Here is a 14,568-nt window from a genome sequence, read left to right on the forward strand (position 1 = left end):
TTTACCTATTATAACAAACCCATACTTTTATTGCTTATTTTTTTTGGCATAAGCCTTCTAATTTTAGAAAAAGTTTGATATAATAGCCAAGGCGAAATGGAGTGGTTTAATGCGCGAGATGGCTTTAAAATTAAATAAACGATTATATTATGGTTGGATGATTGTCCTTATTAGCGGATTATCTTTCTTCTTTTCTGCGCCTGGACAAACCTACTCTATTAGTGTATTTATTAATGCTTACCAAAATGATTTTGGTTATTCTAGCACACTGATATCAAGTGGATATAGTATTGCCACAACCATTAGTGGGTTAAGTTTAATCTTTATGGGTAAAGCGGTTGACCGATTTGGTCAAAAGCGTATGTTAATGATTGTGGGTATTGGGTTAGCTGTTACCGCGTTTTACAATAGCTTTGTGGCTAATATTGGAATGATTTTTGTCGGGTTTTTCTTATTGCGTTATTTAGGGCAAGGGTCTATGACATTAATTCCTAATAGTTTGGTTCCGCAATGGTTTGAAGAACGACGTGCATTTGCGATAAGTTTAGCAGGTATTGGAAATTTACTTGCAACACTCAGTGTGCCTTTATTTAATTTATGGATGATTACTAACTACGGTTGGGAAAATGCTTGGCGTATATGGAGTATTATTTTAATGGTAGGCTTTGTACCACTTGTTTATTTGTTTGTTATTAATAAACCTGAAGATATTGGCATTCCCATGGAAAATGGTTTAGGTGAAAATCCTGATAGTGTTGAAGCTTCTTTAGCTAAAATGGAAAAAGAAAGTTTTACATTAAAACAAGCGCTTCGTACGAAAGAATTTTGGATCGTAGGAATTATTAGTACCATTCCTTCTATGTTTTCAACCGGGGTGACATTTCATTTCTTTAGAATGATGGAACTTCGTAATGTCACCAACGAATATGCTGCTTTCATTATTGGGTTAATTGCTTTTCCGGCATTTTTTATGCCGTTTATCGCCCGTATTGTTATTGATAAATATCCAGCGAAATTTATTTTAAGTATAACATTAAGCCTAGTTATTTTAGGAATGGCTTGGTTAGCTTTTGCGGTTAATGGACCTGGGACTGCGATTATGTTTATTTTATTTTATGGAACCGCAGTTGCCATTCAAGGGGTAACCTTAAATTACTTATGGCCGACTTACTTTGGAAGAAAGTATTTAGGAAGTATTAGAGGCGCCGCAACCGTATTCATGGTATTAGGTAGCGCACTTGGACCACTCCCGTTTGGGGTTGAATATGACTTATTAGGCACTTATACAATCGCCATCTTAATTATGATGGTGTATACATTTATAGCATTACTATCATCATTTTTTATTCGTAAACCTTCGAAAAAAGATTATTAAAAAAGTGGTTTCCTTAATAGGAGACCACTTTTTTTTATGGTTGTAAATCGTATAACGTTAAAAATTCATGGATTTTAATAAGCGGGACGGCTAAGCCTTCTGTGTTACTAGGATTGCCCCATGTATTAATACCAATTAAAGCGCCTTCTATATCGGTAAGCATGCCACCACTATTGCCTGAATAAATCATCGCGGTATGGTAGATGACAGGAAAATCGACAAGGTCAATATTAGTCATGCGTAAATATTCACCGTATGTAACAATCGCATCAAGACCACTAGGGTTTCCAACGGATAAGACCATTTCACCACGCTTTAACGCAGTTCCTAGTCTTGTATCAATATCAATTAATGGAATGATGTAATCATCTTTTAAAAATTTAATAACGGCTAAATCGTAGTCTTCATCAAAAATGACAAGTTCTGCATCAACCGTATCTTCTTCACCCGCAAAATTGAGTAGGTAAATCGCATACTCAACATTTGTACACTCTTGAGTATTGACGACATGAAAATTGGTGAGTACATAATAATACTCACTATCTTCTTTATATACAGCGCCAGAGCCTTTAGAAGTAAAACTACAGTTTCTGTTGGTAATGCCTTCAGCGCTCACTTCTACTCTAATGCCGACATTAGATTCTCGAATGATTTCTCTTGTGGCCATAAGTTTCACTTGAAGTTCACTTGAAGAAACCGGTGGGATTATGTACTCACACCCCGATAAAACCATTATGCTCATGACTAAACTAAGTACTACTAGTAATCGCTTCATATCATCACCTACTACTCATATTATACATCAATTAATTGGTTTTAAGAAGAAAGAGGAATGCTTGGGTGATCAAAAAAGATCAGTTCAACTAAATGGGGATAATCAATAAATGGGTTACGGTTAAATTGGTAAGTATAAATTACTTCATTACGGTTTATTTCAAAAGCGTCGACTGGATCTAAGAAATGCCACATAATCAAAAAACTTAGTGAGCCCATAAAGGCACCTTCAGGCGTATAGTTTGTGTCGGGATCATTTGACAAAACATCATCAATTAAAGTTAGATGTGGATACATCGTAATCATATAAAATAATATACGCGCAACGTCGCCTTTATCATCACCTGGATAGTAAGTATCTGAGGTGACGGTGTCTGTAAAGAATTTATTGCTTCTGCTGGAATTGATGCTTGGAATAATCGCACGTAAGTTATGTAAATCACTACCGATATTACGTTGACTTTCTGTTGTACGGGCAATCCCTAAAAGAGAATTTGGCCAAACATGTTCACGGTGCCAACTAACACTATCCCAAACACGCGGGACAGCTGAATGCGAATAAATCGCTAAAACACTATTGGGATCAGTTGGATGTACATCAGCTTCTGCTAAAATCGTTTTAGCATCTTCATAACGTTGTAAAATAACGCCTTCTTGGATGATTTCTCTTAATGCAAGCAGTAAGGCTTCTCCATATAAACCATTTAACCCCTCATAATATTGGTCATAATTGTAATTTAGTAAAGTTGCATCTTTTAAAACAACTTTTGTATAGGTCATTGACGCGTAATTACCGTCTTCATCGATTGCGTAGTAAGTCACTTCATATTCGCCTAAAACTTGCGTATTAACATAACCATAGACATTACATTCTATTTCACCAATGATAATATCTATAGCCATACAGTGACTTGGATCCCATGGGTCCCCATAAGAATAATGTTCTTTAAAGTTTGCATTAAAATTAATGGTAAGGCGTTCAGAGTTATTTGGGAAAGTAACCGTGCCTTCTTTCGCTATAATTTCAGGATAATCAGGTGCGAAGAGATTACGTCTATAAATACTTAAATTATCAATGTTGGTTCTACTTACACCTGTCCCTTTTAGTCTAATGTAAATTTCTTGATCGGCATATTCAAGTAAACTTTGTGTGAATGTTTGTAAGGTGTTATCTAAATTATAGGTTTCTACTAACGTCCAATCTTCTTGATTTGTTGATATGTATAAACTTAAATCCGTATGCGTATCTCCGATAAATATCCCTGCATCAAACTCGATTTTATAAGCATCACTAACTGTAAACAAGGTTTCTATATAAGGACTTCCCGAATTTCTTAGGCGCACAGAACGGACTCCGTCAAATAAATCGTTTTGATTTAAGCCAAGTAAAGCCTCTTCAAACCACCATGCACGGTTATCAGTTTCTACCTCGCCACCTGTATATGAGCCTTTTGTTGCATCATCAAATCCTGTACGGTAAAAGAGTTTTGGTTCTAGTTCTGTTTCATAAATCACAAACAAAATAATGGATGTATCAAATGATTGATTCAGTTCAGACATATCCGAAATAATGCGTTGGTTTGTAAAGTCATAATAATGCTTAAATGTATAGGCTTCATGATCAGCCGCAATAAAATTAAACACGTCTCCTTTATTGATACTTATCACTTCACGTTCTAAGGCGTGTCCACCAGTAATATCTGTAATATTAGAATACAAAAATACATGTATTTTTGTATCGGGGACATACACGGCTTCAATATTACGGTTTCTAAACACGACATAAGAATATACTTCATTAAAAGAAACAATTTCTAGCGTATCTAAATCTAACCAGTGATGGAATGTATACCCACTAACCTCAAGTGCTGTAAGCGTAACAGCATCTTGTTCTAGTAAGGGACCTTCATTGCTTAAAGTAACTGCGTTACTGCCCGCGTTACTTGATACATTTAAATTAAAATATACTGCTTCGCGGTAGATGGCTTTTAAGCGGGTGTGACCGGTTATATTAAACGTATAACTTCTTGAAGTTGAAGCTTTTATATTAGTATCTAAATTAAACCAATGATCAAAACGATACCCTTCAACAATCGGGGCTTCAACCGTGATTTGGTCTCCACTAGAAAAGGTTGTTTGGTGGGGTCTAGAAAGATCAACATTTTCTAAAGAGCTCTCTAGATATAGTGTATAAGCACCTTCATTTGATGGAAATAATTGCATAAAAAATCCACATCCTGTTAAACTCATTATTAGGAACGCAGATACAATAAGTAACGCAAGTTTTTTCATAAAATCACTTCTTTCTTTTGATACTATATTATAGCATTTTAACCCTATAGAAAAAGGATAAAATGCTTAATTATCCCTTGTTTATAATGCTTTATAATAAGTTAAATTGTCTCCCTTATAATCAATAATACCGCCAAGATCAATGATAGCTTTATAACCCAAATATCTTAATGCTTTTTCTAACGCTCTTGTTCTGTTTCCTGCGCGACACAAAAGCACAAGTGTTTTATCTTTAGGAAAATGTTTTTTAAAGGTCTGCTCATTTTCAAAATACCATGTATCAAAAGTTGAATCTAATGGATAAAATGCAGTGCCTGCATTAAGGACTGTGTGAAAGGGGATAATGCTAAATCCTTTAATCATACCATCTTGAGCACATTCAGTTATTTCTCTTATATCAATTAAGGCTAATGACTCATCGTTTAAATATTGATCAATTGTTTGTAGGGTTATTTTATTCAAACTTACACTTCGCTTTCTTGCGCATAAATTTATGCCTTATCCTAAACACTTTAGTTATATTTTATCACGGTTTCAGTCTTTTTATGCGGCAAGTTAGGATTTAATTAAGTTGGGGGTTTTTGTGTGCGCGTTTACTTTTGGTGTGATTTTCGTTATAATCAAAGTATCACAAAGAAGTGAGGGTTTAAAATGGACAAATATTTGTATTGTGAAAATATTATTAAAGAAAGTAGTCAAAGTTTTTATAAGGCATTTTCTTTACTAGAAAAAGATAAAGCGAATGCTGTTTTTTCGATTTATGCATTTTGTCGTACCGCAGATGATGCGGTTGATGAACATAACGATTTAGAAAAAGTGAACACACTTAAGAAGAAAGTAAAAAGTACTTTTGAAGGTGATGTGCCTAAAGATTTATTATTTGAAGCATTATACGAAAGTATCATGCGTTTCCCTTCAAATGTATCCCCTTATTTAGATTTACTTGATGGCATGAGGGATGATTATTATGCAAAACCAATCACAACAGAAAAAGAATTTGATGAATATTGTTATAAAGCTGCAGGAACGGTTGGCTTAATGTTACTACCTGTTGTGGCGAGTAAAAAATATAAATCAGAATCTAAAAACTTAAAAGTCGTCGCAATCGAACTTGGTAAAGCGATGCAAATAACGAATATTTTGCGTGATGTACGTGAAGACTTTATGAAAGACCGCGTGTATTTTGCAGATGAAACTTTAGAAGAATATAATATTAATATTGAAATCTTAAGAACAGGATTAGTTACGCCTGAATGGCGTACATTAGTAGACCATTATGTAAAAATGGCTAAGAAAAAGTATAAAGTATTTTATGATAATTTAGAACTTTTTGACAAAGATGCTGTATACCCAACTTATTTAGCTGCACGTTTTTATGAAGGTATATTAGATGAGATTGTTAAAAAAGATTATACTAATTTAAACAAAACACACTCTTTAAGTAACTTTAAGAAATTCATGATCATGTCTAAAGCGAAAAGACATCTTAAGAAAAGAGGACTGATGTAATGCTTGCACTTGCTTACTCTTATGGCTTTGTATTTTCAATTTTAGGCATTGCAACTGTACTTGATAAACTTAAAATATTTAATGATGAAGGCAGTCGTAAATTTATCCACATTGGTGTTTCTAACTGGTGGATTATTGCGATGCTTTTATTTGAGCCAAATGAGTATTACTTAGCGATGATTCCACCTGCAACATTCATTGTATTGAACTATCTATCTTATAAATTTAATTTAGTTAAATCCATGGAGCGTGATGAACAATCTGCTAATGATTTAGGCACTGTTTATTATGCTGCAAGTTTATTTATCATAACATTCTTTGCGTTTAGGCTTAACATGCTTGAAGCAGGGGCTGTAGCCATTTTAGCGATGGGGTATGGTGATGGGTTAGCAGCTGTAATCGGAAAACACTTTAAATCTAAAAATCTTTATCAAAATAAAACGTTATATGGTGTGATAACGATGTTTACTTCAACTCTAGTTATCGGGTTTATATTTTTCCCACATCTTTGGGCACTTATGATCATTGTTGCAATTTTTGCGACACTTGTAGAACTTTATACCCCTAAAGGTCTCGATAATTTAAGTGTGGCCTTACTCATATTTTTGTTATTAGTTATTATTTTATGACCGATTTTGTCATTGGATTTATACTTAGTATGCTTATTGGGGTTTTAGCATACAAAAAAGAATCCTTAAGCGAATCGGGTGTTTTAACTGCACTGGTTTTAGGAACCCTCATTTTTGGGTTTGCGGGTTGGTTTGCATTTTTAGTATTAATTTTATTTTTTGTGCTTTCATCGCTTATTAGTAATTTTAATCCCGATAAAAAATCAAGCCGTAGAACGGCAGTTCAAGTTTTATCAAATGGATTAATTGCAACGATTGCCGGAATGCTTTATTACGTTTATGGGAATTTTGAATTTTTAGTTTTACTCGTCGCTTCAATCGCAATGGCTGCAAGTGATACATGGAGTAGTGAGATTGGCAGATTATCAAAAAACGATCCTCGTCATATTTTTACTTTTAAAGTTATGAAAAAAGGATTGAGCGGTGGGGTTTCTCTACTTGGATTTTCTGCTAGTATATTAGCTGGAATTGTGTTTTCTGCGCTTATATTTATCATAACCGATCAATTAATCTATGTTTTTTTAGTATTTATTTTTGCTTTTTTGGGAAGTCTTATAGACACTATGCTTGGCACCATACAGGCAAAATATAGAGATTTATCAACAAATGAGATCGTTGAGAATCAATATGAAGGGTCAATATACTATAGTGGGTTTACTTGGATCTCAAACAATAAAGTAAATTTATTGTCAAATTTAATTGGTGTATTGCTTTTAGGTGTCTACTTGTTTTATTTTATTTAAAAATTCCCAACAAAATCAGCTTTAAAATTGTTTAATGTTTAAGATGTAAAGGAGGATTTTTATGTTAGAGTGGGCCATTATATTTTTTTTAGTAGCAATTGTGGCAGGATTTTTTGGATTTGGTAGATTATCGTTTGCGGCCGCAAAAATCGCAAAAGTACTATTCTTTATTTTTATTATTTTATTTTTAATTACATTGATTTTTGGACGTAACTTCAATCCACCGTTTTAATTAACTTAAGTTTACAAAAAAATGAAATGCCTAGGCATTTCATTTTTGCTTTTTCAGGGGTTTAAAGGTTACTTCTAGTTCACAATCTAACGCTTTTGCGACACGGTGTAAAATCGTAAGTGATGGAATAGATTTGGCATTTTCCATTCTACTTACGTTTGATTGTTTTGTATTCATTTTTTCAGCTAAGTCATTTTGAGACATATTTTTCTTTTGTCTTAAATCGATAATTTTTTTAATAAGCTCAAACTCGAATGTGATATCATCGAAATCTTTTATAAACCTACGGTCTTTAAATAATGGTGTTTTATCCCTATCCATAGAAGACTCCTTTTAAAGTTTGTAATCGTATTATATCATACATGATATCACTCATAAAAGAAAAATCGCTTTTTAAAGCGATTTTAGTTTTTATTTTTTGTTTTTGTTGCGGTACATCTGATCTTCTGCAAGTTTATACGTGTACTCAAAATCATCGGTATGTTCTTTAATTGCATAGCCTAATGCAATCGATAAATGTTGTTTTTTTGCTGATTCATTCTTAAGTTTTTCAATAATATTTAATGCATAATCTTCAGATTTAGTAGGCATTAATATTAAGAATTCATCACCACCTAAACGCACAGCTATATCATCGTGATTAATTTGAGATACGATTAATTCCGCTAAGGCTTTTAATATCTCATCGCCTTTTTGATGACCAAAGTAGTCATTAACTGTTTTTAACTCATTCATATCGACAAACACTAAAGGCATTGGATGTTGTTTTCCTGAGAGGTTTTTAAGAAACTCTTCAAGATAGTGACGATTGTATAAATTTGTTAACTGATCGTGGTATAAAAGATATTTAATATGGTTCTCGTTTGCTTTTAGTTTTTTAAGGGCTGTCATATTTTCAGTGACGTCTGTTAAAGTGACAAGTGAGCCAAGTCTTATATTATGACTGTTTCTAATCGTATTTTTTTTCACTTGATAAGTGACGTCATTTTCTTCAAAGTAGCCGTAATCTTCATCACTTGCCATAACTGGAAAGTGCATATATTGATGTTTTAATTGGCTAAAATACTTGTTAAATAGTGTATCAAAATGATTAAATATTTTTTTAGCTTTTAAATTATAATCGATAATTTTACCATCATTATCTAAAACAAGAATTGCATCCTCAGCATTTAAGAATATTTCATTTCTTGCAAAAGGTTTAATGGATAAAAAGTATTCACCTTTTAATATATTAATAATTAGGATAATGGATATAGGAAATAAAAATGCTGCATAATCAATGGGTAATAAAGTTCTTAACCCTACGTTTGCTAATATACCTAATGTAGGGAATAGTGATACTAAGAATAAACGGTATGTGGTAGATTTTGCGATATGTTTAACTTCTTTATAGGCTTTGTAATAAATAATGTTTGTAATTATGATAACGATGAGTAAAAAGATAATTTGAATATAAAATATTATTCCCGGCACATTATTTATCGCTAAAAATATAGGGGTGTCAACAAGTTCTGATTCTTTATAAAATAACCCGTGGAAGTGATTGGTGTACCTACTAATAAATACAAAGACAGGCATTATCATTAATAAGTAAATTTGTTTTTTAGAAGGTAAGCGATTTTTTAAATGGGCAATGGCAATTAACATCCAAATGATTGGTAAAAACGGAATACTTAAATACTGCACATAATTCCAAAAAAGTTTGCCTTCTAATGTAAATGTATTTATTTCAAGCAAATACCCGAAAATATATACGGTTGAAAGTCCAGCTAAAAGTCCTGTGAGTTGTGTAACTAATGATTGCTTTTTAGGCAATGCATAAGAAACGATATAAAACATCGTTAATATGGTTGAAAATAAAAGAACGTTTAGTATGATATGACCGACTGACATATAATCACCACCATTTTAGTAAAGCCTTATTGTTGTTTTAATAAAAAGCAATTACTTCCGTAATTGCTTTATTTTGTTTTACCTAAAGCCTCTAAAAAGCGCTTTAAATCTTCACCTTCTAAATAGACATCACCAACATCTTTATGCTTATGATCATTTGGAATACCGTGATAATCGCTCCCTGCAGTTATAATGAGGTTACGATTTTTTGCGATTTTTTTATAGTACTGCATGTTTTCATAATCATGCATGCCATATATCGCTTCGATTCCATCGTAATCATAGGCCAAGACCTTATCATGAATATGATGTTTAAGTAATTTAGGATGAGCTAAAACAATCAAACAATTATGTTCGCGTAATAGTTTTATCCCTTCACTAACATGTAATTCAGTACTTGGTACAAATGCTTCTGTATGATCCCCAATAAATCTGTCAAATATTTCATTGTGCGTATACTGTGGATATTTTTGAATTATCGCTTTAGCAATATGCGGTCTTGCGATAATCCCATTAGAAACATCTAATATGTCTTGATAGGTTATTTCAATATTATAAAATTGTTTTAAGTTTTTTACAAACTTTTTAGCACGTTCTTCACGGCCCTTTTTAATTTCAACATAGTAATTAAGCATTTTTTTAGCTTTATAGCCTTCACCTCTAAAATAGCCTAGTAGGTGGACATTCTTTCCTTCATATAGCGTTGATAATTCAATTCCTGGAATATACTGAATGCCATATTCTTTAGCTAAAGCTATATTGTCATCTACGTGCTTACACGTATCATGGTCAGTTATAGAAATCATATCAATGTTACGTGATTTGACATGTTTAAATAGTTCTTCTCTTGTTAGACGACCATCTGACTCGGTCGTATGCATATGTAAATCTGCTTTCAAAATACCACCTCATTAACAGTTTATTGTAACGTTTAAAAGGGTTTTATGCAAATAAAACCCCTTTATTTATAATTTCATTTTATGGTAATTAATCTTTAATTTACCTAACATTTGGTTTTCACGCATTTGACAACTAAATAGTAATATTTGTCTGTCATTTTGCATAGTATTTAAGACTTCTAATACATGATTTAAGCGCTCATCGTCATAAGCAATAAACGCATCATCTAAAATAAGGGGGGCGTTTGTTTGTTTTAGAGTATCAAGGATCCCTAAACGCATCGCAAAATAAATTTGATCTTTTGTGCCTTGAGAAAAATAGGATTTCATTTCTAGTTGATTGGTCTTTTTCGCATAAACAGAATAACTTAAATCTTTACGTACTTTGATTTCTTCATAGTTTTGATTTGTAAATAGTTTTAAGTATTTACTAATACCTTCACTAAGAAGTGGCGCAAAGTGTTCTTCAATTTTACTAACAGCCTGGTTAATACGCTCAATCGCATTTTCAAGTGTTTTTTTACGTTTTAAGAGTTTTTCATATGTTTCTTGGTTAAATCCTATATCCGTTTCAATGGCCTCTATATCGCGCATTGAGGTGATGTTGTGATCGATTTGCGTTCTTAGGCGACTAATCGTACTAGTAAGTTCAGTTTCTTGTTCATTAAGTGTTTTTAATGCTTGATTAACCGATGTTACTGACGCATCAGTTGGTTCTAAGTTAAAATCAATAGCCTCTTTTAAAGTATCAAGCGTATCGTTGCCTATTGTTTCTTCAAATGTTTTTTCAAGGTAACGTAAGGAAAGTGTTTTTTCATGATAAACATTATGGTGCTTTCTATAGGCTTTAAACGAATCAATTGAAGAAATTTTATAGGTTTTTTCAATGGTTTTTATGTTAGAGTCTAAGGTCTTTAAGTTTTCATTAAGCCTTTGTATTTTAGTAGCAAGTGCTGTGATTTCTTCGGTGGTTCTTTGGATACTTTCTTGAATGCTTTGTACACGACTTGCATTAAAATAATATTTCTCGAAGGCTTCTACTGAAGGTGTGCTATATTTTTCTAAGGTTGTCGCTAAGGTTTCAGTTGCTTTTATGTGGTCTAAATTGGCTTTATCATAATCTTTTTTAGCTTGATTATAGGTTGCTTCATATTCTTTAATCAACCGTTTAGCCGTATCAAGCTTAAATGATACAATCATTAGCCAAATCAGTGGTAAAATAAATAGGCTTAGGATTAAAGCTGTTTTCTTATGCTTAGTCAGTTTTGTGACTTGGGTTACTGTATTTTCTAGTTTGGTTGCGGATGTTTCATACTGGGTGCGCAAGGTTTCTAGTTTATCAGGATTAATCGCTTTTTCTAAATTGATGATTTTACTGCGATCCTCTACTAACTCATCAAATGAAACAGATAGTTTGTTACTTGAGGCTTGTTCTTTAAGTGCTATAAGCGCTTGTTCTTTTTGCTCGAGTAAGTCTTTAGATTCACTTAACTCTTTTGTGATATTTTCTTTCATCAAAGTGTTGTGTGTGTAGGTGTCAAAATCATCTTGTGGATTAATTTCATAGGCACTCAGTTGTTTAAGTTCATCCTTTAGTACGTTCATTTGTTCTTTAATGTTAAGTAAATTATCATAGTCATTTTTCTTTTGTGTGTTGATAATTTGTTGGTGAACTTTGTTTAGGCTGCTTTGTTTTTCATCAAGTGCCTGTTTTTCTTTAATTTTATGTTCTAGAAGTGCTTTTAATTCAAGGGTTTCTTCATGAACTTTAATAGCTTCAGTTCTTTCGTTTTCTAAATGTTCAAGTTGTTCCACTGTTTTTCCTAAAGGGCTTGTTTTGCGTTGGCCTTCAGTGCCGATTTCTTTTAAGGCTTTATCTAAATAACCAATCGCTTTAGATGAAGAGAATGTTTCTGTTTTAGTCGTTTGCAAGTTTTGTAGTCTACTTACTAAATCTATGCCTAAATCTTTATGGGTTTCACTTTCTAGTTGTCTTATACTTAATGTGTTTTTATAGATTAAGTAAGGGATATCAATAAATTTAGCAATATCTGGTAATTTGCTTACTGGGTCGATATCAAGGGTTCCTGTAATATCTTTACCTGTTGATTCAATGAATAGCTTTACAACATCTTTTCTTGCATTTTTTTGAAGGTTTCTAGTTAATCGGTACGTTTGATTTTTATAGTCAAAAATTAAACTACCCCCGTAAAACTCACTTGTTTTAGGTTCGTAGATTTCGTGTTGGGGTAAATAGTTTCTTCTTGATTTGGTTGGATCAATAAAGCCATAAAATATGGCTTCAATAAAACTGTGCAACGTACTTTTTCCTGCTTCATTTAAGCCGTAGATAACATTGAGTCCATGTTCAAAATCGAATGTTTCATCTTTAAATTTTCCGAATCCTTGAATAAGCGCTTTTTTTAGTTTCATCTTGAGGTCTCCTCTGTTTCAAGTAAGGCATCAATGGCTAAGACTAAACTTTCTTCATCGCTTTCAGTTTCGTGGTAACTATCGATTAAATACTCAATGATTGTATCTTTATAGGCTTTTTTTAACGCCTCTAAATCAAGGTCATATTTGGTTTGGTTTTTAAACTCTATATAATAATAGTCATCTTGGATGAGTAAAAAAGCATCATCATTTAAATGAAGACTGCGGTTGATTCTTCCTTCTAAAATGACACGTATAAAATCATTGTCGCGTTCTTTTTTGGTCGTTGCTTCAAAGATTTTTTGCTTAATGGTTTGTATGGTATCTTCACTAGTTAATGTGATTTTTTTAATAACGAATCGTCTTTTAGAAAAGGGGATAAATGTAAAGGTGGGTTCACTTAAATCGCCTAAAATATACCCTTTAACTTCTGTTTCAGAAAAATCAAAAGGTTCTAAGTTGCCACTATAGGCTATGTGTTTATCGATAAATTCATGTTTATGAATGTGTCCGAGTGCAATATAGTCAAATGGTAATTTTTTTAAGAACGCTTTGCTGGATAGATAGTGATCATCTTTAGCATTAAAGATATCGCCATGTAAGCATAAAATGTTCTTTTGGTTTGGGTCTATATTAGTGATTATTTCAGTGAGTTTATCTTCGTTATAGTCTTTGGTGTTCATGCCGTAAATATCTACGTTTTTATAGGTGTATTTAAACTGTTCACTTGAGAAAAAATGAATATTTTCTAATTGTCTTATATTTTCAAAAGCAGCGTTATGTAAAAAAGTATCGTGGTTTCCTATCGTAATATAAATGGGTTTATTTAAACGATTTAATGTATAAAAAACCTCTTCAATTAAGCTTATTTTGACACGTGCATGATCAAATAAATCACCGGTTAATACCATAAAATCGGTGGGGCTTGTTTTAACGATTTCGCACAAATCAAAAAACGCAGACTGAACTTCTTGCATGCGTTTTTTATAGGCATCACTTTTTGCGAATGATGCACTTTTAAGCGATAGCCCTAAGTGATGATCTCCAGTATGAATAAACTTCATAACGTGCCTCCTAAATACTTATCTACATAATTCATTATAACAAAGAATTGCGTTCTATAAAGAAAAAGATGGCTAGCCATCTTAGATAAATGTAATGATCACAAATTGAACTGCCCCTATAGCCATTCCTAAGAATAACCCGACTAACTCAATATGTCTTAATTCTTTTGAAACAATCTCTAAAACGAGTTTTTCAAATGTTATTAAATCCATGGCTTCTACTTTTTCTTCTACAAGCATAGGAATATTTAGTTTTTCAATGCCTTTGTTTTTGATATTATCAAAGAGTTCGTGAATAAGTGCATCGCCTTCAGTGTCAATAAAGGTTTTAATCATCGTATCTAAATTAGGGCCTAGCATACTGCGAAACATACTTGGGACAATGGCACTAATTTTTTGAGTTAGGCGTTCTTTTAAAACGGCTTTAAATTCACGTGAGGTTTCTTCATTCATGAACGCATCGAAAATATCATCCTTACTTAAAAATGCTTGTTCTATGACTTCACCCATGGATTTTGCGATGGTAGATTTTCTTTTTGGTAGTAAGCCTTGAAATTTAAAAAACAAAAAGCGTTTTTGATTAATCGGTCTAAACAGCATTTTTACTGCAATTTTATTCGTAGAATACCCAATAAGACCACCGATAAATATCATGGTTAGTAAGCGTATGACGTTTTCCATCGTTTCACGATTCCTTTCTGTTTTAATGGTTTATCCATTGCTAA

At 32.6% G+C, this 14,568-nt stretch carries 14 protein-coding genes; 5 read left to right on the plus strand and 9 right to left on the minus strand.

The window, feature by feature from the left end:
• The first annotated feature begins 109 nt into the window (after positions 1 to 109).
• Positions 110 to 1,375, plus strand: coding sequence for an MFS transporter (locus ACHAJD_RS08620; RefSeq protein ID WP_435585461.1), 1,266 nt, complete (start codon positions 110 to 112; stop codon positions 1,373 to 1,375).
• A 34-nt stretch (positions 1,376 to 1,409) separates the two neighbouring features.
• Here ACHAJD_RS08620 and ACHAJD_RS08625 read toward each other — a convergent pair whose 3' ends face one another.
• The 3 genes from ACHAJD_RS08625 to ACHAJD_RS08635 all read right to left on the minus strand — a co-directional run bounded on the left by ACHAJD_RS08625 (position 1,410) and on the right by ACHAJD_RS08635 (position 4,903).
• Positions 1,410 to 2,150: a S1 family peptidase gene (locus ACHAJD_RS08625; protein ID WP_435585462.1), complete on the minus strand. Its 741-nt coding sequence runs from the start codon at positions 2,148 to 2,150 to the stop codon at positions 1,410 to 1,412.
• A gap of 41 nt (positions 2,151 to 2,191) precedes the next feature.
• Positions 2,192 to 4,441, minus strand: coding sequence for an endonuclease I family protein (locus ACHAJD_RS08630; RefSeq protein WP_435585463.1), 2,250 nt, complete (start codon positions 4,439 to 4,441; stop codon positions 2,192 to 2,194).
• Positions 4,442 to 4,522: 81 nt separating this feature from the next.
• Positions 4,523 to 4,903, minus strand: a complete 381-nt coding sequence (locus ACHAJD_RS08635) for a rhodanese-like domain-containing protein (RefSeq protein ID WP_435585464.1) — start codon at positions 4,901 to 4,903, stop codon at positions 4,523 to 4,525.
• A gap of 189 nt (positions 4,904 to 5,092) precedes the next feature.
• Between ACHAJD_RS08635 and ACHAJD_RS08640 the strand changes: the two genes are divergently transcribed.
• The 4 genes from ACHAJD_RS08640 (at position 5,093) to ACHAJD_RS08655 (ending at position 7,554) form a co-directional block, all read left to right on the plus strand.
• Positions 5,093 to 5,950, plus strand: coding sequence for a phytoene/squalene synthase family protein (locus ACHAJD_RS08640; RefSeq protein ID WP_435585465.1), 858 nt, complete (start codon positions 5,093 to 5,095; stop codon positions 5,948 to 5,950).
• Positions 5,950 to 6,579, plus strand: a complete 630-nt coding sequence (locus ACHAJD_RS08645; RefSeq protein WP_435585466.1) for a diacylglycerol/polyprenol kinase family protein — start codon at positions 5,950 to 5,952, stop codon at positions 6,577 to 6,579. The genes ACHAJD_RS08640 and ACHAJD_RS08645 overlap by 1 nt, the downstream gene beginning before the upstream one ends.
• A complete protein-coding gene (locus ACHAJD_RS08650) occupies positions 6,576 to 7,322 on the plus strand; it encodes a DUF92 domain-containing protein (RefSeq protein WP_435585467.1) in 747 nt (248 codons plus the stop codon). The genes ACHAJD_RS08645 and ACHAJD_RS08650 overlap by 4 nt, the downstream gene beginning before the upstream one ends.
• A 61-nt stretch (positions 7,323 to 7,383) precedes the next feature.
• A complete protein-coding gene (locus ACHAJD_RS08655) occupies positions 7,384 to 7,554 on the plus strand; it encodes a DUF1328 domain-containing protein (RefSeq protein WP_435585468.1) in 171 nt (56 codons plus the stop codon).
• A 39-nt stretch (positions 7,555 to 7,593) separates the two neighbouring features.
• On the opposite strand, the gene ACHAJD_RS08660 is transcribed toward ACHAJD_RS08655, so the two are convergent.
• From ACHAJD_RS08660 to ACHAJD_RS08685, 6 genes are all read right to left on the minus strand, one after another.
• Complete coding sequence (locus ACHAJD_RS08660; RefSeq protein ID WP_435585469.1) at positions 7,594 to 7,875, minus strand: helix-turn-helix domain-containing protein; 282 nt, start codon at positions 7,873 to 7,875, stop codon at positions 7,594 to 7,596.
• 90 nt (positions 7,876 to 7,965) lie between these two features.
• On the minus strand, positions 7,966 to 9,447 hold the full coding sequence (locus tag ACHAJD_RS08665) for a histidine kinase N-terminal 7TM domain-containing diguanylate cyclase (protein WP_435585470.1): 1,482 nt from the start codon (positions 9,445 to 9,447) through the stop codon (positions 7,966 to 7,968).
• Positions 9,448 to 9,515: 68 nt separating this feature from the next.
• Positions 9,516 to 10,346: a PHP domain-containing protein gene (locus ACHAJD_RS08670; protein ID WP_435585471.1), complete on the minus strand. Its 831-nt coding sequence runs from the start codon at positions 10,344 to 10,346 to the stop codon at positions 9,516 to 9,518.
• 66 nt (positions 10,347 to 10,412) lie between these two features.
• Positions 10,413 to 12,779, minus strand: coding sequence for an ATP-binding protein (locus tag ACHAJD_RS08675; protein WP_435585472.1), 2,367 nt, complete (start codon positions 12,777 to 12,779; stop codon positions 10,413 to 10,415).
• The gene (locus ACHAJD_RS08680; RefSeq protein WP_435585473.1) at positions 12,776 to 13,843 is read right to left on the minus strand and encodes a metallophosphoesterase family protein; all 1,068 of its coding nucleotides are present in this window, start codon (positions 13,841 to 13,843) and stop codon (positions 12,776 to 12,778) included. Before ACHAJD_RS08680 ends, ACHAJD_RS08675 begins: the two co-directional genes overlap by 4 nt.
• 81 nt (positions 13,844 to 13,924) lie before the next feature.
• Complete coding sequence (locus tag ACHAJD_RS08685; protein WP_435585474.1) at positions 13,925 to 14,524, minus strand: DUF445 domain-containing protein; 600 nt, start codon at positions 14,522 to 14,524, stop codon at positions 13,925 to 13,927.
• Positions 14,525 to 14,568: the final 44 nt, after the last annotated feature.

The sequence above is a fragment of the Liberiplasma polymorphum genome (assembly GCF_043951795.1).
Classification (GTDB): Bacteria; Bacillota_I; Bacilli_A; order Izemoplasmatales; family Izemoplasmataceae; genus Liberiplasma; species Liberiplasma polymorphum.

What these genes read in the sequence shown, in the direction of transcription:
- ACHAJD_RS08645 (WP_435585466.1), top strand. Translation starts at nt 5,950, where the DNA reads ATGCTTGCACTTGCTTACTCTTATGGCTTTGTATTTTCAATTTTAGGC.
- ACHAJD_RS08665 (WP_435585470.1), bottom strand. Translation starts at nt 9,447, where the DNA reads ATGTCAGTCGGTCATATCATACTAAACGTTCTTTTATTTTCAACCATA.
- ACHAJD_RS08625 (WP_435585462.1), bottom strand. Translation starts at nt 2,150, where the DNA reads ATGAAGCGATTACTAGTAGTACTTAGTTTAGTCATGAGCATAATGGTT.
- ACHAJD_RS08630 (WP_435585463.1), bottom strand. Translation starts at nt 4,441, where the DNA reads ATGAAAAAACTTGCGTTACTTATTGTATCTGCGTTCCTAATAATGAGT.
- ACHAJD_RS08660 (WP_435585469.1), bottom strand. Translation starts at nt 7,875, where the DNA reads ATGGATAGGGATAAAACACCATTATTTAAAGACCGTAGGTTTATAAAA.
- ACHAJD_RS08675 (WP_435585472.1), bottom strand. Translation starts at nt 12,779, where the DNA reads ATGAAACTAAAAAAAGCGCTTATTCAAGGATTCGGAAAATTTAAAGAT.
- ACHAJD_RS08620 (WP_435585461.1), top strand. Translation starts at nt 110, where the DNA reads ATGCGCGAGATGGCTTTAAAATTAAATAAACGATTATATTATGGTTGG.
- ACHAJD_RS08680 (WP_435585473.1), bottom strand. Translation starts at nt 13,843, where the DNA reads ATGAAGTTTATTCATACTGGAGATCATCACTTAGGGCTATCGCTTAAA.
- ACHAJD_RS08650 (WP_435585467.1), top strand. Translation starts at nt 6,576, where the DNA reads ATGACCGATTTTGTCATTGGATTTATACTTAGTATGCTTATTGGGGTT.
- ACHAJD_RS08685 (WP_435585474.1), bottom strand. Translation starts at nt 14,524, where the DNA reads ATGGAAAACGTCATACGCTTACTAACCATGATATTTATCGGTGGTCTT.
- ACHAJD_RS08640 (WP_435585465.1), top strand. Translation starts at nt 5,093, where the DNA reads ATGGACAAATATTTGTATTGTGAAAATATTATTAAAGAAAGTAGTCAA.
- ACHAJD_RS08655 (WP_435585468.1), top strand. Translation starts at nt 7,384, where the DNA reads ATGTTAGAGTGGGCCATTATATTTTTTTTAGTAGCAATTGTGGCAGGA.